The sequence below is a fragment of the Microbacterium sp. NPDC006705 genome (genome assembly GCF_044903545.1).
GTDB lineage: Bacteria > Actinomycetota > Actinomycetes > Actinomycetales > Microbacteriaceae > Microbacterium > Microbacterium plantarum.
Genome location: NZ_JBJDQQ010000002.1, coordinates 654,276 through 673,641 on the forward strand (window position 1 = coordinate 654,276; position 19,366 = coordinate 673,641).

Annotated in this window: 18 protein-coding genes and 1 tRNA gene; 8 read left to right on the plus strand and 11 right to left on the minus strand. The window is 70.7% G+C overall.

Going from position 1 to position 19,366, the window contains the following annotated elements; translation table 11 throughout:
* Positions 1-28 precede the first annotated feature (28 nt).
* Together ACI2K6_RS13640 and ACI2K6_RS13645 are read left to right on the plus strand one after the other, a co-directional pair.
* Positions 29-2,143, plus strand: coding sequence for a phosphatase PAP2 family protein (locus tag ACI2K6_RS13640; protein WP_404568831.1), 2,115 nt, complete (start codon positions 29-31; stop codon positions 2,141-2,143).
* Positions 2,144-2,223: 80 nt separating this feature from the next.
* Positions 2,224-3,522: a threonine/serine exporter ThrE family protein gene (locus tag ACI2K6_RS13645; protein ID WP_269267980.1), complete on the plus strand. Its 1,299-nt coding sequence runs from the start codon at positions 2,224-2,226 to the stop codon at positions 3,520-3,522.
* 15 nt (positions 3,523-3,537) lie between these two features.
* Here the strand turns inward: ACI2K6_RS13645 and ligD are convergent, their stop codons facing one another.
* From ligD to ACI2K6_RS13670, 5 genes are all read right to left on the minus strand, one after another.
* Entirely contained in the window at positions 3,538-4,569 is a 1,032-nt protein-coding gene (gene ligD, locus ACI2K6_RS13650; RefSeq protein WP_269267981.1) for a non-homologous end-joining DNA ligase, read from the minus strand.
* Positions 4,570-4,755: 186 nt separating this feature from the next.
* Positions 4,756-5,838: an SseB family protein gene (locus ACI2K6_RS13655; RefSeq protein WP_404568832.1), complete on the minus strand. Its 1,083-nt coding sequence runs from the start codon at positions 5,836-5,838 to the stop codon at positions 4,756-4,758.
* A gap of 45 nt (positions 5,839-5,883) precedes the next feature.
* Positions 5,884-8,352 (minus strand): ATP-dependent helicase, encoded by a 2,469-nt coding sequence (locus ACI2K6_RS13660; protein WP_282501442.1) that lies wholly within the window; start codon positions 8,350-8,352, stop codon positions 5,884-5,886.
* A gap of 44 nt (positions 8,353-8,396) precedes the next feature.
* Positions 8,397-9,080 carry a response regulator transcription factor gene (locus ACI2K6_RS13665; protein WP_274178989.1) on the minus strand — a complete coding sequence of 228 codons (684 nt, stop codon included), beginning with the start codon at positions 9,078-9,080 and terminating at the stop codon, positions 8,397-8,399.
* Positions 9,049-10,290 carry an ATP-binding protein gene (locus ACI2K6_RS13670; RefSeq protein WP_274178990.1) on the minus strand — a complete coding sequence of 414 codons (1,242 nt, stop codon included), beginning with the start codon at positions 10,288-10,290 and terminating at the stop codon, positions 9,049-9,051. The genes ACI2K6_RS13665 and ACI2K6_RS13670 overlap by 32 nt, the downstream gene beginning before the upstream one ends.
* Before the next feature lie 114 nt (positions 10,291-10,404).
* Here ACI2K6_RS13670 and ACI2K6_RS13675 point away from each other — a divergent pair, with 114 nt between their 5' ends.
* From ACI2K6_RS13675 to ACI2K6_RS13685, 3 genes are all read left to right on the plus strand, one after another.
* Positions 10,405-11,865 (plus strand): PspC domain-containing protein, encoded by a 1,461-nt coding sequence (locus ACI2K6_RS13675; protein ID WP_404568833.1) that lies wholly within the window; start codon positions 10,405-10,407, stop codon positions 11,863-11,865.
* The gene (locus tag ACI2K6_RS13680) at positions 11,862-12,215 is read left to right on the plus strand and encodes a hypothetical protein (RefSeq protein ID WP_282501446.1); all 354 of its coding nucleotides are present in this window, start codon (positions 11,862-11,864) and stop codon (positions 12,213-12,215) included. The genes ACI2K6_RS13675 and ACI2K6_RS13680 overlap by 4 nt, the downstream gene beginning before the upstream one ends.
* Positions 12,216-12,278: 63 nt before the next feature.
* Positions 12,279-12,354 (plus strand) — tRNA-Met (locus tag ACI2K6_RS13685).
* Between the two features lie 8 nt (positions 12,355-12,362).
* Here ACI2K6_RS13685 and ACI2K6_RS13690 read toward each other — a convergent pair.
* The 3 genes from ACI2K6_RS13690 to ACI2K6_RS13700 form a co-directional block, all read right to left on the minus strand.
* Complete coding sequence (locus tag ACI2K6_RS13690; protein ID WP_282501447.1) at positions 12,363-12,668, minus strand: biopolymer transporter Tol; 306 nt, start codon at positions 12,666-12,668, stop codon at positions 12,363-12,365.
* 43 nt (positions 12,669-12,711) lie between these two features.
* Positions 12,712-13,818, minus strand: coding sequence for an acyl-CoA desaturase (locus ACI2K6_RS13695; protein ID WP_269268047.1), 1,107 nt, complete (start codon positions 13,816-13,818; stop codon positions 12,712-12,714).
* Between the two features lie 163 nt (positions 13,819-13,981).
* Positions 13,982-14,317: an ATP-dependent DNA ligase gene (locus ACI2K6_RS13700; protein ID WP_269267985.1), complete on the minus strand. Its 336-nt coding sequence runs from the start codon at positions 14,315-14,317 to the stop codon at positions 13,982-13,984.
* Positions 14,318-14,451: 134 nt separating this feature from the next.
* Here ACI2K6_RS13700 and ACI2K6_RS13705 point away from each other — a divergent pair, with 134 nt between their 5' ends.
* The 3 genes from ACI2K6_RS13705 to ACI2K6_RS13715 all read left to right on the plus strand — a co-directional run bounded on the left by ACI2K6_RS13705 (position 14,452) and on the right by ACI2K6_RS13715 (position 16,112).
* Positions 14,452-14,661: a hypothetical protein gene (locus tag ACI2K6_RS13705; protein WP_274178994.1), complete on the plus strand. Its 210-nt coding sequence runs from the start codon at positions 14,452-14,454 to the stop codon at positions 14,659-14,661.
* 187 nt (positions 14,662-14,848) lie between these two features.
* Positions 14,849-15,175 carry an ATP-dependent DNA ligase gene (locus ACI2K6_RS13710; protein ID WP_112617498.1) on the plus strand — a complete coding sequence of 109 codons (327 nt, stop codon included), beginning with the start codon at positions 14,849-14,851 and terminating at the stop codon, positions 15,173-15,175.
* A gap of 19 nt (positions 15,176-15,194) precedes the next feature.
* The gene (locus tag ACI2K6_RS13715; RefSeq protein ID WP_274178995.1) at positions 15,195-16,112 is read left to right on the plus strand and encodes a helix-turn-helix domain-containing protein; all 918 of its coding nucleotides are present in this window, start codon (positions 15,195-15,197) and stop codon (positions 16,110-16,112) included.
* Positions 16,113-16,122: 10 nt separating this feature from the next.
* Here ACI2K6_RS13715 and ACI2K6_RS13720 read toward each other — a convergent pair whose 3' ends face one another.
* Genes ACI2K6_RS13720 through ACI2K6_RS13730 form a run of 3 tightly spaced genes read right to left on the minus strand, consistent with a single transcriptional unit; the run spans position 16,123 to position 19,362 of the window.
* Complete coding sequence (locus ACI2K6_RS13720) at positions 16,123-17,307, minus strand: ATP-binding protein (protein ID WP_114588629.1); 1,185 nt, start codon at positions 17,305-17,307, stop codon at positions 16,123-16,125.
* A gap of 7 nt (positions 17,308-17,314) precedes the next feature.
* Positions 17,315-18,406 (minus strand): ABC transporter permease, encoded by a 1,092-nt coding sequence (locus tag ACI2K6_RS13725; RefSeq protein ID WP_112617501.1) that lies wholly within the window; start codon positions 18,404-18,406, stop codon positions 17,315-17,317.
* Positions 18,403-19,362 (minus strand): ABC transporter ATP-binding protein, encoded by a 960-nt coding sequence (locus ACI2K6_RS13730; protein ID WP_404568834.1) that lies wholly within the window; start codon positions 19,360-19,362, stop codon positions 18,403-18,405. Before ACI2K6_RS13730 ends, ACI2K6_RS13725 begins: the two co-directional genes overlap by 4 nt.
* Positions 19,363-19,366: the final 4 nt, after the last annotated feature.

Genomic DNA, 19,366 nt, shown 5'->3' on the forward strand with positions numbered 1-19,366 from the left:
TTCTCCCCCCGCATCCGAAGGACGCTGCATGCACCTCGCCCCCTCTGCTCCCGATCCATCCCGGCGCCGCACGGGCATCCCCCTGGCCGTGGCGGCGCTCGCCGTCACGACCCTCGCTCTCGGCGTCGCCGCGCCCGCGAACGCGGCCGCCGACGATCTGCTCGACGAGAACGCGATCGCACCGCACGCCGCTCCCTACGGCACGTTCGTCGACGTCTACACCGCGAACAGCTCCGCCAACACCACGCCCGAGACGAACCCCGCGATCGGTGTGCTCTCGGGAATGCTCGACCTCTGGCAGCCGGGAGCCACCTGGGACACCGGCCGGGCGACGGATGCCGGCGCGGCGGTGCTCGACGCCAACATCGCGCGCAACGTGGAGGTCGCGCGCACCCGTACCGCAGCGGACGAGACCGCCGCGTGGATCTTCGACCGCCGTCATCAGAGCTACAGCGCCATCGACGGACTCGGCCCGGCAGCCTCCGCCTTCCGCGAGGCGATGAATGCCGGCACCACGATCCCCGACGCCATCCCCGCCGACGCCACGACGGTGCGCTACGACGACGCCGGCAACGCCTCGGGCCGCTGGGCAGACCCGAACTCCGAGCTCGGCTCGGTCGTCGCGCTCGTCGACACGGTGCGCGGTCCCTCGGCCTCGTCGAACCCGTCGAAGAACTTCTTCAGCTACAAGCGCCCCTTCCGCTGGGTGGACGACTCGATCATCGTCCCCGCGCTGATGCCGGTGCGAAAGCCCGACAGCGAGGCGGCGAGCGACGGCGGCTTTCCGAGCGGTCACACCAACGCCGCCTACCTCGCCTCGTTCGCCCTCGCCGACGCGGCGCCGCAGTACCAGGACCTCCTCATCGCGAACGCCGCCGAGATCGGCGACAGCCGCATCGTCGCCGGGATGCACTCGTCGCTCGACGTCATCGGCGGTCGCGTGCTGGCGACCGCCCTCGCCGCCGCAAGCCTGAACGATCCCGCGAACGCCGAGCTGCGCGCCGCCGCATCGGCCGAGGCCCAGGGTCTGATCGACACGCTGCCCGCCCCGGCATCCACATCCACGCTCGACGATGCCCACTACGACGCGCTCGCGCAGCAGTACCGCGATCGCATGACCTACGGGCTGCCGAGCACGGGCATCGCCGGCCTGCCCGCACGCGTCCCGGCAGGCGCCGAAGTGCTGCTCGAGCACCGGCTGCCCTACCTCGACGCCGAGCAGCGCCGCTGGGTGCTCCACTCCACCGCCATCGACTCCGGCCACGCCGTGCTCGACGACCCCGAGGGCTGGGGACGACTCAACCTGTTCGAGGCGTCGAACGGATACGGTGCCTTCGACACCGACGTCACGGTGACGATGGATGCCGGCTCCGGCGGCTTCGCCGCAGCCGACGAGTGGCGCAACGACATCGACGGTTCCGGGTCGCTGACGAAGGACGGCTCCGGCACCCTCGTCCTGTCGGGCGAGAACACCTACACCGGCGGCACCATCGTCGGCGACGGCATCGTGCAGGCGACCTCCCCGACGGCCCTCGGCACGGGCGACCTCTCGGTCACCGGCGGATCGCTCGTCGAGGCGACCTCCGGGCTCGCCGTGGGCGGCGACTTCACGCAGGCGAAGGATGCCGCGCTCGAGCTGTCGGTCGAGAACGCAGCGCCGGCCCTCTCGATCGCGGGCACCGCCACGCTCGGGGGCACCCTGCGCGTCGACCTTCCCGCGGAGGCTCCGACCTCTCCCCTGCGGCTGATCGCGTACGGCGCGCGTGCCGCCGACACGACGTTCGACGCGGTGGAGCTCACCGGCGCCGGCGCGGGATTCGACGGCGCACTCGACTACCGTGCCGACGGGGTGTACCTCGTCGACGTCACCGCCCCTGGGGAGACGCCCGGCACCCCGGCGCCCGGCACCCCGGCGCCCGGCATCCCGGCGCCCGGCGTTCCGATGCCCGGAGCTTCCGACACCGCTGCCGGAGGCGACTCCGCTGCGGCGATCGGAACGAGCGCGGCGCGACCCACCCCCGACCGCATCGCGCGGACCGGCGGCGAGGGCTCGCCGATCGGTCTCCTGATCGGCGGAGTCCTCCTGGTCTCCGCCGGAGGCGTCGTGCTGCTCTCGCGGCTCCGTCGCCTCGCGCGCCGCTGACAGCGCGGCGACCCGATCGACCCGATTGGTCCGGCCGATCCTCCCACCCGAGCAGCCTCCTCGGGTGGGAGGATCGAACCATGCGGGATGACCAGCGCGACGACGTCCCCGACGGCACCGCCGAACTGCACCTCGAGCCCCTGCGGTTCATCGCGCGGACGGATGCGGTCCTCCGCCTCGGCACGCTGATGCTCGGCGCGGGCGCTTCCTCGGCCCGTGTGCGCGACACGATGGACCGCACCGCTCACGGACTCGGCCTCGATCGCCTCGAGTCGCGCGTCGGGATGACCGACATCGTCATCACCGCGCAGCGGGGACAGCTCTTCCGCACGAGGGTGGCCGACGTGCGGCATCCGGTCGTCAACTCCGAGCGGATCGCCGAGGTCATGCACCTCTCCCATCGCGTCGCCGGCGGCGTCACCGCGGACGACCTGCAGCGCGAGCTCGACCGGATCGAACGGATGCCGCCGCGTTACCCGACCGCGGTGCGGGTGCTGGCCGCCGCGGCGGCCTGCACGGCCTTCGCGTTCCTCAACAACGGCGGATGGGCCGAGTGCCTGAGCGTGGCGCTGGCCGTCGCGCTCGGCCAGTACGTGCGCGTTCGCGGAGCCCGGCTGCAGGTCAACGAGTTCTTGCTGGTGTTCCTGTCGGCTTCGGCCGCGCTGCTCACCTTCCTGGGCGTCTCGCATCTGATCGAGCTGCTCGGTGCGCCCTCGCCGCAGTACGGCGCCGCGCTGACGAGCGCCGTGCTCTACCTGGTGCCCGGATTCCCCCTCGTCACGGGTGCCCTCGATCTCGCCCGCCTCGATCTCAACGCGGGAGTGAACCGCGTCGTGTACGCCTGCCTCGTGCTGCTCTCGACAGGCTGCGCCGTGTGGGCCGTGGCCGCCGTGTTCCAGACGAGTGCCGTCGCCGTCGCGGCCCCCGAGCTGGCGGAGCCGCTGCTCTCCCTCGGTCGCCTCATCGCGGGGTTCGTCGGCGTGATGGGCTTCGCTCTGCTGTTCTCGACGCCCTGGCGCATCGCCCTCGCGGCCGCGGCGATCGGCACGGTCGCCAACGTGGGCCGCCTCCTCATGATCGACCACGGCACGATGCAGCCGGTCGCGGCCGCCGCAGCCGGTGTCGCGGTCGGATTCGGAGCGTTCGCCGTGTCGCGCTTCGTCCGGGCGCCGCGCATCACCCTCACCGTGCCCGCCGTGCTGATCATGGTGCCGGGGGCCTCCGCCTACCGGGCCATCGTCGGGACCATCGAGAGCGACACCATCAGCGCGGTGCAGTACGGGGTGACGGCGGTGTTCGTCGTCGTCGCTCTGGCGGTGGGCCTCACCGTTGCGCGCGTGGTCACCGAGCGCGAGTGGCAGCGACCCTCCGCCCGGTGAGCGGCGGGATGCCGGCTAGTCGGCGCCGGGCTGTCGGGCACGACTCGGCTGCACGCGCGGCGGCTCTCCCGGCATCTTGGGGAACTCCGGCGGGAAGGGCAGCTCGCCGAGACCGGCGTCGAGGTCGCGCTGCCACCACTCCAGCAGGGTGTCGATGCGGCCGGGGTCGGCCTGCAGCTCGGCCCAGGGATCGCCGATGTCCGCCAGCCGCTGCGGCACGGTGCGGACCGTGAACGAGGACGGTTCGACTCCGGCCTCGAGCTCCTCCCAGGTGATCGGTGTCGCCACCGTCGCCGCCGGCAGCGCCCGTGCGCTGTAGGCGCCCGCCATCGTGCGGTCGCGGTTCGCCTGGTTGAAGTCGACGAAGACGCGCTTGCCCCGTTCCTCCTTCCACCAGTTGGTGGTCACCCGGTCGGGCATCCGGCGTTCGAGCTCGCGTCCGGCGGCGATGACCGCGTGCCGCACATCGAGGAACTCGTGCGTCGGCTCGATCGGACAGAAGACGTGCAGGCCGCGATTGCCGCTCGTTTTGAGGAACGCCGTCAGGCCGGCCTCGGCGAGGACTTCACGCAGAGCCGGCGCGACAGATGCGGCATCCGCGAAGTCCGTGCCCGGCTGCGGGTCGAGGTCGATCCGCAGCTCGACCGGGTTGTCCGTGTCGGCGGCGAGCGAGGCCCACGGATGGAAGACGACCGTGTTCATCTGCACCGCCCACACGACGGCGGCGGTCTCGTTCAGCACGACCTGGGGATGCCGCCGCCCGCTGTTGTAGGTGCACACGACCTGATCGACGTAGCCCGGGGCGCCCTTCGGCGGATTCTTCGAGAAGAACCGCTCGCCGTCGATCGAGTCGGGGAAGCGCTCGAGCGAGACGGGCCGATGACCGTTCGCACGGAGGAACGGCTCGGAGACGGCGATCGCGTACTCGGCGTACTCGTGCTTGGTGATGCCGAGCTCGGGCCAGAGCACCCGATTGGGACTCGAGAGGCCGACCTCACGGTCGCCCTCGGGGCCGGGCACGGTCAGGGTGATGCGCTCGCTCGCCATGGCCCGACCCTAGGGCGTCGGGAACGGATGACGTAGCCCCTGGACAATCCCGTCGGCGGAATGCTCGGCGACGGAGCGAGCGGATTGATACACCTGCCGGACCGGCGGTGCTGGTAAGCCCTCGCACGCGGCGTGTGGGCTCACCGGCACCGGCGGCCCGACGGATGTATCAGCGCGACGGCGTCGTCAGGACGCCGGCGGCTCGGGGGCCGGCTCAGCCGGCGCGCCCGGAGCGGGCTCGGGGTCGGGCTCGTCGGCCCGCGCGAGGACGGGACCGAGGTCGGCGCGGTCGACATGGATCCAGGGCCCACCCGGGTCGACGATGACGCCGTTGAGCGCGGGGTTGGACTGGAGGGCACGCGCCAGCTGGGGCGCGGTCACCGGCACGGGACGGTCGCCGCGCTGCAGCACCAGCACCTCGAGCGGGTGCGAGTGAACCTCGAGGCGCCGCTCGCCCGATACGGTGCGCGACTCGGCGAGACCGAGCTGGCCGCTGTCGCCCGCGGGCCCGGCGGCCACCCACAACGGCGCCTGCGCGAGAGCCTCGCCGACCGCGGCCGCCGTCTCGGCGCTGCGGGGTCCGGCGAGCAGGTTCTTGATCGTGAAGGCGGGATCGCCCTCTTCGAACGCCTTCGTGATGAGCTGCACGGGCAGGACGATGCGCGATCCGGCGACCGCGTGATCGATGATGAGGCCCTCGTACGGACCCTCGATCGCGTTGCGGAACACGTTCGCGACGGGAAGCCCCAGCGCCGAGGTGTCGCGGTCGCCGTCGGCCTCGACGCTCGCCCGCAGCGATGCGCCGCCGGTGAAGGCGAGGAGGAAGCGGGCGCCGTCGATCTGCGAGACCGCGAGCGTGATCGGCTTGCCTTCGGCCGTCAGGGCCCGCGCGTCGCCGCGCACGCGAACGTACATCGTGCCCTGCATGCTCTGACGCATGACGTTCATGACGTCGACGTTGCCGGGCTTCTCCGGCAGCGACGCCAGGGCCGCCTGCACGAGGGTGTTGTCGGGCATGCCCGTCACCGTCTCGGTGCGGGCGGGGGCCTCAGCCGGCGGGCGCGTGACCGTCCGCTCGGGCTGCGCCGGGGCTGCGGCCTGAGCGGGAGCACCGAAAGTCGACACCGAGATGCCCACGTGGGGCACCACCTCGGCAGGTGTCTCGGCGTCGGGGGTGACGGCGGAGTCGCCGTCGACGTCGGCAGCGACCTCGTCGGCGTTCGCGGGCTGGCTCGTGGTGTCTCGCGCGGAGCGCTTGAAGATCGCCATGTCCCCGAGCCTAACCCGCGCCCCCGCGCCGCGCGGGGGGTTGCGTCACAGCTTGACGATCGGTGCGATCTTGATGAGCAGCTTCTTCGGGCCGGCGGAATCGAAGCGGACGTGCGCGACGCGCTTCGCCCCCTCGCCCGTGACCGCGTCGACCCGACCCTCGCCGAAGTCGTCGTGTTTGATGCGGTCGCCGGGGCCGAGCTCGAGGTCGCCGTTGTCACGGACCTTGGCCGGAATGCGGTTGGCGAACTTCGCGATATCGCCGCTCTTCTCCTTGCGCGGAAGCGGCACGAGGTCGTCGCCGTATCGCTTGCCCGATCCGCCAAAGCCGCCGCCGGATCCGCCGGAACGCCGACCATTGAGGGCTCGTGACTGCATGCCCCCGCGCGAGTTGACGTCACCGGGCGACTGCCGCCAGTCGATCAGGTCGTGCGGGATCTCCTGCAGGAACCGGCTCGGCATCGCGGCGGACACCTCGCCGAACTGCGCACGCGTCATGGCGAGCGAGAGATGCAGGCGCTTGCGGGCACGGGTGAGCGCGACGTAGAAGAGCCGCCGCTCTTCCTGCGGGCCGCCGGGCTCGTTCGCCGAGATGCGGTGCGGGATGAGGTCCTCTTCCACGCCCGTGACGAACACGGCGTCGTACTCGAGACCCTTCGCCGTGTGCATGGTCATGAGCGACACCGTGCCGGATGCGTCGTCGAGGTCGTCGGCATCGGCGACGAGGGCGACCTCGGTGAGGAAGTCGAGGATGGTTCCCTCGGGGTTGTTACGGGCGAACTCGCGAGTCACCGCGATGAGCTCGTCGAGGTTCTCGAGGCGCGCTTCGTCTTGCGGGTCGCGGCTCGCCCGGAGGGCGTCCATGTACCCCGACTTGTTCAGCAGCACCGTCAGGCCCTCGGTCACGGATGTCGGCGGGGCGATCTCGCCCGAGCTCGGCAGCATGATCTCCGATGCCTCGGCGAGAACGGCATCGAGCTGCGCGATCGCGGCCTGGATCTTCGGACCCACGCCGAGCGCCGAGGCGTTGGCGAGCGCATCGCGGAAGGTGATCTGGTGGTCGGCCGCGTACCGGGCGATGGACGTCTCGGTGACGTCGCCGATGCCGCGGCGCGGGCGGTTCAGGATGCGGCGCACCGCGAGCTCGTCGGCGGGGTTCGCCACCGCGACGACGTAGGCCAGCGCATCCTTGATCTCGGCACGGTCGTAGAACTTCGTGCCGCCCATGATCTTGTACGGGATCGCCGCGCGGATGAAGATCTCCTCCAGCGCTCGCGACTGCGAGTTCGTGCGATAGAAGACCGCCATCTGCGAGTAAGGCACCGACGAGCGGTGCAGCGCTTCGATCTCGTCGGCGACGAACTGCGCCTCGTCGTGCTGCGAGTAGCCGGTGAAGCCGACGATCGCGTCGCCCGCGCCGACATCCGTCCAGAGCTTCTTGTCTTTGCGGTCGAAGTTATGGGAGATGACGGCGTTGGCGGCAGAGAGGATGTTCTGCGTCGAGCGGTAGTTCTGTTCGAGCAGCACGACCTTCGCGCCGGGATAGTCGCGCTCGAACTCGGTGATGTTGCGGATGTCGGCGCCGCGGAACGCGTAGATGGACTGGTCGGAGTCGCCGACGACGGTCAGCGACGCAGCCTCGACCTCGGGGGCCGACTCGGGCTCGAAGATCATCATGCCGCCCGACGAGAACGCGTCGCCGCCCTGCCCCTGGACGGGGCGCGTGAGCTCGTGGATCAGCGCGTACTGGGCGTGGTTGGTGTCCTGGTACTCGTCGACGAGGATGTGCCGGAACCGCTTGCGGTACACGTCGGCCACATGCGGGAACGCCCGGAACAGGTAGACCGTCTGGGCGATGAGGTCGTCGAAGTCGAAGGCGTTGGCCCGCTGCAGGGCGGACTGGTAGGCGCCGAAGAGCTCGACGAAGACGCGCTCGGCGGGATCGGACATGTTCGCCTGGCGCGCGTACGAGTCGGCGTCGGCGAGCTCGTTCTTGAGCTTCGAGATGCGGCTCTGGACAGCCGCCGGCGTGAGTCCGAAGGCGTCGGCCTCGTGCTCTTTCACGAGACGCTTGATGAGCGCGCGCGAATCGCCCGAGTCGTAGATCGTGAAGTTCTTGGTGAAGCCGAACTGCTGCGCCTCGCGCCGGAGGATCCGCACGCACGCCGAGTGGAACGTCGAGATCCACATGCCCTGTGCGCTGTCGCCGATCAGCTGCTGCACGCGCTCGCGCATCTCGCCGGCGGCCTTGTTGGTGAAGGTGATGGCGAGGATCTGGCTCGGCCACGCCTCGCGGCCTCGGAGCAGCGACGCGATGCGATGTGTGAGCACCCGGGTCTTGCCCGAGCCGGCGCCCGCGACGATCAGCAGCGCCGGACCGCGATAGGTCACCGCCTCGCGCTGGGGCGGGTTGAGTCCCTCGAGGAGGTCGGCGTCGGGACGCTCGCCCGAGGAGGCGCCGGGGCGCACGGATGCGGCGGACCCGACGATGACGGGCTTGATGGGCTCTGGCATGACCACTCGATTCTACGTTCGGCCACCGACACCCGCCCGGCGACTCAGAGCAGGCGTCGGGCCGTCGCCCAGGCGGTCAGCTCGTGCCGCGACGACAGCTGCAGTTTGCGCAGCACCGCCGAGACGTGCGTCTCGACCGTCTTCACGGAGATGAACAGGTCGGCCGCGACCTCCTTGTATGCGTAGCCGCGGGCGATGAGCCGCATGACCTCCTGCTCGCGCGAAGACAGCCGGTCGAGCTCCTCCACCGCCGTCGCCGTCTCACCGGCCACGGCCCCGAACGCGTCGAGGACGAATCCCGCGAGCCTCGGCGAGAAGACGGCGTCTCCGCCCGCCACCGCAGCGACGGCGCGGCTCACCTCGTCGCCCGATGAGCCCTTGGTGATGTATCCGCGTGCGCCAGCGCGGATGACCCGCACGACGTCGTCGGCGGCATCCGAGACGCTCAGCGCGAGGAACCGCGCCGGTGTCGGGGCGGCCCGGGCGATCACCTCCGCTCCCCCGGCACGGTCCTCGCCCGCTCCGCCGGGCAGGTGCACGTCCAGCAGCACGACGTCGGGCTCCGTTCGCGCGATGACCTCGACGGCGGATTCGACGTCCGCGGCCTCCCCGACGACGGCGATCCCCGTGCCCAGATCAGCCCGGAGCCCCGACCGGAAGATGGAGTGGTCGTCGACGATGACGACGCGCAGCGCGTCAGCCACGTGCGTCCCCGGGGCCGCCGACATGGAGGTGGACCTCGGTGCCGCCCGAGGCCGCCGTGCGGACCGATGCCGATCCCCCGGCGCGCCGCATCCGGCCGATGACCGACTCCCGGACGCCCAGCCGGTCATCCGGGATCGCGGTCACGTCGAACCCGGGCCCTCGGTCGCGCACATAGACGTCGACCCCGTGGGCTCCACCTTCGATGTAGACCGAGACGTCGCCGCCGGCGTGCCGGGCGGCGTTGAGCATCGCCTCGCGCGCCGCCGCCGCCAGTTCACCGCTGGCCTGCTCGGCCGACAGCCCGGCGGAGACCACGTCGATCCGCACCGCATAATCGAGCTCGAGCGCGGCGGCGTAGTCGCGCAGGTCGCTGACGAGGTCGCTGTCGGGGTGCGCCTCGCCGTCGAAGAGCCAGGCGCGAAGCTCGCGCTCCTGTGCCCGAGCGATGCGCGCGGCCTCGCTCGAGGCGCCCGCCGTGTTCTGGATGAGCGCGAGAGTCTGCAGCACCGAATCGTGCAGATGCGCTGCCATCGCGCTTCGCTGCTCCTCGCGGATGCGCCGGACGCGTTCCCCCGACAGGTCGCGCCACCGACCGGCGAGGAATGCCCCGCCGAGCGCGAGCACCCCCGCGACGGGAAGGGCCAGGTCAGGAAGCGCCACGAGACCGTCGGAGTCGACGCGCGGCAGCATCGCGAGGAGCACCACGATCAGGATGCCGGCCGCGACCGTCCGAACGGTGACGGTATGCCGGCCCCCGCGATCGATGTCTCGGCGGTCGACGAGCTCGGCCCAACACCCTGCGGTCGTCGCGAGGACGGTCACGAACGCGACGACCGCCAGGAGAGTGGGCGAGAAGGATCGCGACATCCAGGCATCACGGGCCTCGATGGCGAGGACCGCGAACAGGATCGGCAGCGCGGCGGTCGCGGCTGCGGCGAGGATCCAGGCGACCGGCGCCTGCCGGGTCGGCGCCGCAGGCCCGGGTCGGCGGGGCACGAGGGCCCAGAACCAGAGGTACAGGAGCGGACCGGCTCCCGCGACGAGCGTCAGGACGACGAACAGCGCACGGATGCTGCCCACCCCGACGCCGAGGTGCTGGGCGAGCCCCGCGCTGACGCCCGAGACCACGCTGTCGCGAGCGCGATCGAGCGGCGGTCGCGTGCCCGGGCCGATGACCGGTCGCGGAGGCGGAGGTCCCGGGTGCGCGGCGGGAGTCGCGAGAGCGGAGGACATGGCCACATCCAATCACTCCGGACGCGGCCGCACACCAGCGCCGGCGCAGGATCAGGGAAGCCTCAGGGCGATCCCCCATATCGCCCGCTGCCGCGCACCGCGGAGGATCGGATCATGACTTCCGCACCGCCTCTCGCCGCCCCACCGCGACCCGATCCCGCGTCACCGACGGAGGGCCGGTTCTTCCGCTGGGTCGACGCCCTCGGCGCCGCCCGCCGAGACGGGTGGATCGGCGGCGTGTGTGCGGGAGTGGCCGCGCGCTGGGGTGTCGACCCGGTCATCGTGCGCGGGCTCGCCGTCGTCGCGACCGTGATCGGCCTCCCCGCCATCGTCGCCTACGCCACCGCCTGGGCGATCCTGCCCGATGCCTCGGGGCGGTCGCACGCCGCCGACCTCGAGCGCGGCCGGTTCTCGTACGCCCAGGGTGCGATCCTCGCCGTCGCGATCATCGGGGTCGTGCAGATCCTCGGTCTCCTGATCACTCTCGCCGGCCTCGCGACGAATTCGAGCGCTGCAGCGGTCACGGCTGTCCTCGGGGCACTCGCCCTCATGGGCGGGGTGGTGGTGGCGGCCGGCATGATCGCGCTGCTGGTCCGAGCAGCGCGTCGGGCTTCCGCAGCGTCCGAGACGGCGCCGGCTGCATCCGCCGACCGCTCTGTCGGGGATGCCGGCGCGGGGGGAGCGGAGCGCGAGCCTGCGCCCACCCCGCCCGCGCCTCTGAACAACGACGCCGACCCGGCCGACCTGACGGCCTGGCGCGCTCAGCACGCGGCTTGGAAAGAGCGCGATCGAGCGTGGCGACGGGAACAGGATGACGCCGATCGCGCGGCTCGCTCCGCCGCGCGGGAAGAGCGTCGCGCGTCGGCGGCCGCTTTCGCGCGCGAGGCGGCAGAACGCCGGCGCATCCGGCGGTCGGAACGGCCGCGCACCAGCGTCGCGTTCGTCGCGGTGACCGCCGGTGCTGCCGTCGTCACGGGCACGATCGCCGCGCTCAGTGCGTCGGGTGATTTGCAGACGGCGCTCGGGCTGTTCGCCGCGGCCGCCGTCACGGCTCTCGCCATGATCGTCGCCGGAGCCATCCGCCGCCGCAGCGGCTTCCTCGCCTTCGCAACCGCATGCCTGCTCATGGGCGGGGGCGTCGCGGTCGCTGTCTCCGTCGTCGAGGAACTGCACATCGGCGTCTACGGGATCTCGAACGTCTCATCCGAGGCCCGGACGGAGACCTATCGGCAGACGTTCGGCGAACTCCGCGTCGCGCTCGTCGACGCGTCCGATGCGGCGCCGCTGACCATCGAGAAGGGGTCAGGCTCGACCTACGTGACGGTCGCACCCGGTGTCGAAGTGACGCTGCACGCATCTGTCGGCGACGAAGCGTCACTCATCCTCTCGGAGGGCGACGAATGGACCGTACTCACTGACGGCCCCGACGCGCGAGATCTCAGCGCGAACCGGACCGCGGTCGACACGACGATCCCCTCTCGAGGGGAGACGACGACGCGTCAGTCGCTCACCCTCGACCAGGAGAGCGGCTACATCGAGATCCGCATCCTCGACCCGAAGGAGACCGACCGATGACCGACCTGACCTCCACCGAAGACACGGCGCTCCCCTCGCCTCCTCCTCGTCCCCGCGTGCGGTGGGCCGGCATCGTGTGGGGCCTCGCCTTCGCGGCCCTCGCTGTCGCGGGCGTCGTGCTCACCCGGTCACCCGACGCCTACGGCGGACTGCTCGAGTGGGTGGCGGCGATCTCGATTCCGACGCTCGTCGCCACGGGCCTGTTGACCGTGGGCGCCGCGGTCCTCGTCACGGGAATCGTCGGCATGCTCAGGCACGCTCAGCGCTCGCTGGCGCCCCGCCACGCTGCTGCGCCCAGCACGGACCACGTCACCGAGACCACCGAGACGCCGGAGCGTCACACGACGTAGCACGGCGTCTCCGGCCTTCACACCCCTGGCGACCCGGCGGGCGCCCACGTAGCGTGAAGGCATCGCGGCGATCCGGGTGGTCCCGGGCATCGGCTCATAACCGATCGCGTTGCGGGTTCGACTCCCGCCGTCGCGTCCATTCGGGTCTCAGCCCTCATCGAGCGCATCGAGTCGCCGCAGCGCGTCCCGCGCCCGCGCGAGGCGATCGCCCTCGGGCTCGTCCCACCAGTACGGTCCGCGCTCTCCCAGGCCATGCTTGGCCAGGCCCACGCGCTCGCGTGCTGCGGCGACCGCCTCGTCGTCTCCGCGCCGCTTCGCGGCTCCCACCGCCGATCGGCCGCGTCCGAGGTGGGACTTCAGCGCAGCGACGAGATCATCGGGCAGCGAGGGGTCGGTGCGCCGCCAGCGTCTCCCGTCGATGACGAGCCAGCGTTCGGAATCGACTTCGGCCACGGACTCAGTATGAGCCGTGGCCGACGTCGAGGGATGCTGCGCCTCAGGCGCGACGGAACTCCGCGCGCATGGGGCAGTCGAACGGGTCGCGGGCGGCGAGTCCGACGCGGTTGAGGTAGTCGATGACGATGGCGTAGGAGCGCCAGAGTGTGGTCTCGGTGTACGGCACGTTCAGGGCGTCGCACTGGTCCTTCACGATCTCGCGAGCGCGGGCGAGTGCCGGCCGCGGCATGTTCGGGAAGAGGTGGTGCTCGATCTGGTAGTTGAGGCCGCCCATGAGCCACGTCGCCCACCAGCCGCCGCCGATGTTGCGCGAGGTGCGCACCTGCTTGCTGAAGAAGTCGAGCTTCGCGTCGGGCGCGATGATCGCCATGCCCTTGTGGTTCGGCGCGAAGGAGGCGCCCATGTACAGCCCGAAGACCGCGACCTGCACGCCGAAGAAGGCGAAGGCCATACCGATCGGCAGGAAGATGAAGATCGGAGCGACGAAGACCGCGAACCGCGCGATGATCAGCGTGATCTCGACCGCACGCTTCTTCACCGGGCCTCGGCTGAAGAGGTGGCGCATCGACAGCGCGTGGAGGTTCAGGCCTTCGAGCAGCAGCAGCGGGAAGAAGAACCAGCCCTGGCGCTGCGTGATGAATCGGCGGATGCCGCGCGCAGTGGCCGCGTCCTCTTCGATGAACGAGATCGTGTCGATCTCGATGTCGGGATCCTTGCCCACCTTGTTCGGGTTCGAGTGGTGCCGGGCGTGCTTGGACGTCCACCACGACAGGCTCATGCCGACGACGCCGACGGCGAGGAAGCGGGCCAGGCGGTCGTTCGCGGGGCCGGAGGCGAGAACCTGCCGGTGGTCGGCCTCGTGTGCGAGGAAAGCCACCTGGGTGAAGACGATGCCGAGGGCTGCCGCGATGAGCAGCTGGAACCAGCTGTCGCCGAGCAGGACGAATCCGGTCACGCAGCCGCCGATCGCGAGGATCAGGGCGAGGCCGACGAGGCCGTAGAACCAGGGCGTGCGCCGCAGCAGACCCGATTCCCGAACGACGCGGGAGACATCGGTGAAGGCCTTGGCCATCGGCGGGAAATCGGCGGTTCCGGCGTAAGTGGTGCGGATGGGGCCGAGACGCGACTCGACGACGGATGAAGCGATGAGAGCACCTGCTGACTCGTTCGTGACCGGGAAGGTCGGGAGCAGAAGGCGGATGCCGACGGCTGTGGCTCACACTACGGAGCGCTGGATCGCCGGAGCGGTATATGCCCCGGTCTCACCGGCGATGCACGGCGGTCGCACAGGCGGGACGCTCGGCGCCCCGCTACTCCGCGCCGTCGAGGAATGCGCCGTTACGGGGCGATTCCGGCGGCTCGGGAACGACGTACAGGCCCGTCGGCGAGTTCGCCGTGTACGTCAGCGCCTCGAGCCATGCGCGATTCAGCGACGGCGTCCGGCTGCCGTAGTACTTGAAGACGAGGCCGCAGCCCGGGTGCAGCCATACCGTCGTGCGGCCGTCGCCGATGCTCACGTCGTCCTTCCAGGTGAGCGTGAAGGCTTCGCCCCGGCGGAGCTTCGTCGTGATCACGGCCTGGAGGTGCGCGAGCGTCCGATCCTCGAAATCTGCGCGGATCTGGTTCTCGTAGATGAATCTGCCCATCGCACTTCCTTCCCGTGCTCGACCTGACAATAGTGATCAGCGCGGTCCTGCCGCATCCCCTTGTGATTCCTCAGCTGATCGGTAGTCTCGCCTGACACGGCGGACTCGACGCCGGTGGAGCGAAGGGCGAAAGCGTGTCGAAGAGAGTCGATGTGTTCTATGGCGGTCGCCCGTACAGCATCGGCGGTCGCGACATCGAAGACGTCCGCGCCGAGATCGCGGCGGCACTCGCGCTCGGTCACGGCTGGCTGACCGTGAACGATGGCGAAGGCGTGGCGCAGACCACCGATCTGCTCATCACCTCCGGGGTGGACGTCACACTCGCCGCCATCCCCGGTGATTAACGTGTTACGTAATCGTCCGTAAAAGTCAACCCCCTCCCGCTCCCTGACAACTGCCTGAAATCTGCGGTGGCACAGCACGGCTGTGCGCGTCGCGGACAGAGCGCGCGCGGAACGGACTCTTCCGCGCGGCGTCGTGACCCGATCGCGGAAGCTGATGATCGCGCCGAATGGCGCGCGAGGAGGAATATTGGGCAGGTTTGTTTACGACGGCAACAATCGCGTCGAGATCGAGGACCGCACGCTCGCACACCTCCAGATGACCATCGGTGCGAAGCTTCGTCGCGGTGAGGCGTTCTTCTTCACTTGGAAGGACGACGTCAGCGTCGGCAAGGGGCGGACGACCGTCTGGATGCACGCCGGAGCCTCTCTCGTCTTCACGTTCCACGGCAGCCGGACCCCCGCGATCAACCGTGCCTGGCTCGAGGCGCTGATGTACACGGCCAACTCCCCCAGCGGACTTTACGTCGTCCCCGAACCGGCAGAGTCCGCATCCGACAAGCTCGTTGTTGAATAGCGAGCCCGTTCGGCGGGGGTTGCAGACCGACGACCCCGGTCGGGCACAGGAATCGGTCAGCTCGCTGTACGAGACGCCGGTGGCGCTCGCGGTCGACGGGTCCGCGCCATTCCGATACGAGATGGCGGCGCTCGCCCACCCGGCCGCAGCCGCCGCCGCTGTGCGGTTTACGGGGACGATGCGCACCACGACGCGAGCTTTTCCGCGTCTCATCGTGGCGCACGCGGCGCATGGCAGCCACCGGTGGCAGGTCGGAGGCGAGTCCGGCGACGGCCGGACCCCCTTCATCGTGCCGCCGGACACCGAGTTCACCGCCGAGTTCGGTCAGCTGCACCTGCGCACGTTCAGCGTCACCACGGAGACGCTCGACCACGTGCTGCGCGGCATGATCGGCGACGACCCTCACCATCTGCAGTTCTCCGGACTGAACCGCCGGGCTGAGAATCCACGGCTCGTCGCCGAGACCCTGCGCTTTCTCGAGGCGACCATGCTGGCCGACGAGAAGGTCGCCGCCTCGCCTCTCATGCGCACTCAGCTCATGCACCAGGCAGTCGCATCGCTCGTGACGGCGTTCCCCGTCATCGACCCCGAAGAGGGGGAACGCCGACGCCCGACCGCGCGAGCCGTGCGCCGCGCTGTGGCGTTCATGGAGGAGAACGTCAGCAACCCCATCAGCATCAGCGACATCGCGGTGGCCTCCGGAACATCGGTCCGCGCACTCCAGAGCGCCTTCCACAAGGCGTTCGAGATCCCGCCGAGCACCTACCTTCGCCGCCTGCGCATCGAGGGCGCCCACCGCGAGCTCCGCGCTGCGCCTCCCGGGTCGACGACCGTGCGGGATGTCGCTCTGCGCTGGGGGTTCGCGCACACGGGACGCTTCGCGCAGCTCTACGCCGCGATGTACGGCGAGCACCCCTCGCACACGCTGCGCCGCTGAGGCGCGCGACTCAGGCGGCGGTCGCCGCGGGGTCCGGCAGGAGGATCCAGACGCGGGTGCCGCCGAGCGGTGAGTCGTCGAGACCGATGCGCCCACCGTGCGCCTGGATCACCCGTCGACAGGTCGACAGGCCGATGCCGAGGCCCTCGGCCTCGGAATCCCCCCGCTCCATCAGCGCGAAGACGCGTTCGCGGTCCGCCGGGGGCACCCCGGGACCGTTGTCGTCGACCGTGATGCGCCAGCCACCGTGCACCGCGTGCGCCTCGACGCGCACCTGCGGGACCTTCCCCGCGGCCGCGGTGAACTTCACCGCGTTCGCCACGACATTCTGGAGCACCGCGCGCAGGAGCGTGGGATCACCGGCGGGCTCGACCTCGATGTCCTGACGGATGTCGGCGCCGGAGGCCGAGATGGACGCGTCGAGATCCTCGACGACGGCGTGCATCACGGCACCGAGATCGACGCGCGCCCGTTGGGGGCTCGCACCGCCGATGCGGGCGTAGGCGAGGATGTCGGAGATCATGGCGTTCATGCGGTCGGCCGCCGACTCCGCACGGGCGAGCACGCGCGCCGCCTCGGGCGCGTTGTCCATGTCGGGGCTGTCGATCGCGAGCTCGAGGAAGCCGGTGAGGGCCGTCAGCGGATTGCGGAGGTCGTGACTGATCTGCCCCGCGAAACGCGAGAGCTGATCGTTCGACTCGCTCAAAGCGCGGCTGATCCGGCGCAGCTCGAGCAGGTCGACCACCTGATGAGCCAGCAGATCGAGCGCCTCGCGAGCCGATTCGTCGAGGTCACCCACGGAGTCGTTGAAGACGCAGAGGGTGCCGATGGCGACGCCCGCCGGCGTGACGAGCGGACTCGATGCGTAGAAGCGCACGTGGGCGATCTCACCGGTGACGAAGGGGTTGTGTGCGAACCGCTCGTCGAGCCGCGCGTCGGGCACGATGACCCGACCGGGACGCGCGATGACGGCGGCGCACATCGAGTCTTCGCGTGAGCAGACCGCGGGTTCGAAACCGACCGCGGCGATCTGATGCTGCGAGCGGTCGTCGATGATGTTGATGACGGCCGTGTCGACGCCGCAGACGGTGGCTGCGAGACGGACGATCCCCTGCAGGTCGGGCGCGGGGGCCTCGCCGATCACGTGATAGGCGTCGATCGCCTCGCGGCGGGTGATGTCGAGTTCGGTGACCATGGCACTCTTACGCTATCCGCGTTCCGGGCGGCAGGGCTCGGGCCGGGGTCCTCGTCCGCGACCACGCTCCCGCCACGAGCAGACCCGCGACCACGATCTGCCCGGCCAGTCCGACGAACCAGCTCGGCGCCGTTCGTTCCCGGATCTCCGCCGCGGTCGGCACGGCGCCGTCTGCGGCTGGCCGGCACTCGTCGTACCCCGTCTCGAGATCAGGTGCGACCTGTGCCTGCCGGACACCGGATGCGATCTGACCGAACAGGTCGACGGGGTAGCCGAACCGGTCGTACTCGGCAGGCGTCGCGTCGGCGAGGATGACGAAGGGGTTGGCCGCGAGCACCCACCACACACGATCGAACCGCGGCACGGTGTAGGTCGATGTCTCCGGCTCGCCGCAGACCATGCGAGCGGGATCGTTCCAGCAGTCGTCCGCCCCGTCGATGCACTGCGGCGACCCGTCGGCGTTGTACTGCGCCGGCCGGTAGGTCGCGGTCGCCTCGCTCGAGAACGCCGTCGCGCCGAGGCCGAAGGCGATGAGCGTTCCGAAGACGAGCGCAGAGACGACGAGGTAGGTCGCGGCGACCGAGAAGAGAGGCCGGGCGATGAGGCCGCTCAGCCCGACGCCGATCGCAGCGATGATGCCGATCTCGATCACGAGGACGACCAGCGACACCACGACGACGACGGGGTCCACTCCCCCGGCCAGGGTCGCGATGACGAGGAACGGGGCGGCCACCGCGGCGAACGCGAGACCCGTGACCCATGCCGCGAGCACTTTGCCGAGCAGGATCTCGGAGGTTCGCGCGAGCGTCACCTGGACCGGTGCGAGGGTCGCGGCATCCCGGTCGCCGTTGACGGAGTTGCCGCTGAGTGTGGGCGAGACGAGGACGACGAGCAGCAACGTGATGATGACGATCGTCGAGTAGATGCCGGCGCCGCGCTGCTCGCCCTCCGCGATGCCCCCGCCGAAGGCCAGGAACGACAGCGCGGTGACACCGATCAGCAGCACGGCGAAGATGCCGAGCAGGACGTACCACGACACCGTGCGCACCCGTTGGAGCAGCTCGAGCCGAGCGACCGTCCACAGCCGGGCGACGCTCATGACGCCTCCTTCCCCTCGGTGCCCAGATCCCGGCCGGCGCCGAGATCGAGGAAGGTGTGCTCGAGCATCCCGGTCGCGGCCGAGAACTCGGCGACCGCGATGCCCGCGCCCAGCAGCGCCCGCAGACCGGCGGCAGCCTCGACCTCGGACGAGAACGGGACCAGGACGTCGCGGCGGTCTGTCGGCACGCGCGCGACGTCGAGTCCGAGGGCCGTCGCGATCGGGAGCACGGCAGCCTGCGCATCGAGATCGGCGACGCGGACGCGCCAGGTGCGGGTGCGGCGAGCCGCCGCCGCGACCCGGTCGGGACTCACGGTCGCGCCATCGAGCAGGAACACCGCGTCGTCGACGACCTCCTCGAGCTCGGAGAGGATGTGGCTGGAGATCAGCACCGTCTTGCCTGCGGCGGCGAACGCGCGCAGGAGTCCGCGCAGGTCCACCCGCGCCTGGGGGTCGAGGCCCGAGGCGGGCTCGTCGAGGAGGAGGACGGACGGGTCGTGCACGAGAGCTCGGGCGAGACCGAGGCGCTGCTTCTGCCCGCGCGAGAGCACACGGGCGGGCGACTCGGCGAGATCGACCAGACCGACCTGATCGAGAAGCTCCCGCGCGCGGCGGGCCGCTGCGGCTCTGTCGAGGTCGTAGAGCCGGGCGGTCATCTCCAGCGTCTCCCGCACGGTGAGCGAGCCCCACGCGCCCAGCGCGTCGGGCATCCATCCGAGCCGCGCGCGGGCTTGGGCGGGATCGGTCACCGGGTCGACGCCGGCGATCCGGATGCTGCCCGCGTCCGGCTGCAGAAGCGACGCGAGCATCAGGAGCAGCGTCGTCTTACCGGCGCCGTTGGGGCCGACGAGTCCGGTCACCGCTCCCGCGCGAGCGTCGAGATCCACTCCGCGAACGGCTTCGACGCGCCCGAACGATCGACGGACATCGCGGACGGTGATCCCGGCGGTGAGCATGTCC

What these genes read in the sequence shown, in the direction of transcription:
- ACI2K6_RS13720 (WP_114588629.1), bottom strand. Translation starts at nt 17,307, where the DNA reads ATGGTCACCGAACTCGACATCACCCGCCGCGAGGCGATCGACGCCTAT.
- ACI2K6_RS13655 (WP_404568832.1), bottom strand. Translation starts at nt 5,838, where the DNA reads ATGGCGATCTTCAAGCGCTCCGCGCGAGACACCACGAGCCAGCCCGCG.
- ACI2K6_RS13725 (WP_112617501.1), bottom strand. Translation starts at nt 18,406, where the DNA reads ATGAGCGTCGCCCGGCTGTGGACGGTCGCTCGGCTCGAGCTGCTCCAA.
- ligD (WP_269267981.1), bottom strand. Translation starts at nt 4,569, where the DNA reads ATGGCGAGCGAGCGCATCACCCTGACCGTGCCCGGCCCCGAGGGCGAC.
- ACI2K6_RS13640 (WP_404568831.1), top strand. Translation starts at nt 29, where the DNA reads ATGCACCTCGCCCCCTCTGCTCCCGATCCATCCCGGCGCCGCACGGGC.
- ACI2K6_RS13670 (WP_274178990.1), bottom strand. Translation starts at nt 10,290, where the DNA reads ATGTCCTCCGCTCTCGCGACTCCCGCCGCGCACCCGGGACCTCCGCCT.
- ACI2K6_RS13645 (WP_269267980.1), top strand. Translation starts at nt 2,224, where the DNA reads ATGCGGGATGACCAGCGCGACGACGTCCCCGACGGCACCGCCGAACTG.
- ACI2K6_RS13700 (WP_269267985.1), bottom strand. Translation starts at nt 14,317, where the DNA reads ATGGGCAGATTCATCTACGAGAACCAGATCCGCGCAGATTTCGAGGAT.
- ACI2K6_RS13675 (WP_404568833.1), top strand. Translation starts at nt 10,405, where the DNA reads ATGACTTCCGCACCGCCTCTCGCCGCCCCACCGCGACCCGATCCCGCG.
- ACI2K6_RS13660 (WP_282501442.1), bottom strand. Translation starts at nt 8,352, where the DNA reads ATGCCAGAGCCCATCAAGCCCGTCATCGTCGGGTCCGCCGCATCCGTG.
- ACI2K6_RS13730 (WP_404568834.1), bottom strand. Translation starts at nt 19,362, where the DNA reads ATGCTCACCGCCGGGATCACCGTCCGCGATGTCCGTCGATCGTTCGGG.
- ACI2K6_RS13680 (WP_282501446.1), top strand. Translation starts at nt 11,862, where the DNA reads ATGACCGACCTGACCTCCACCGAAGACACGGCGCTCCCCTCGCCTCCT.
- ACI2K6_RS13665 (WP_274178989.1), bottom strand. Translation starts at nt 9,080, where the DNA reads ATGTCGGCGGCCCCGGGGACGCACGTGGCTGACGCGCTGCGCGTCGTC.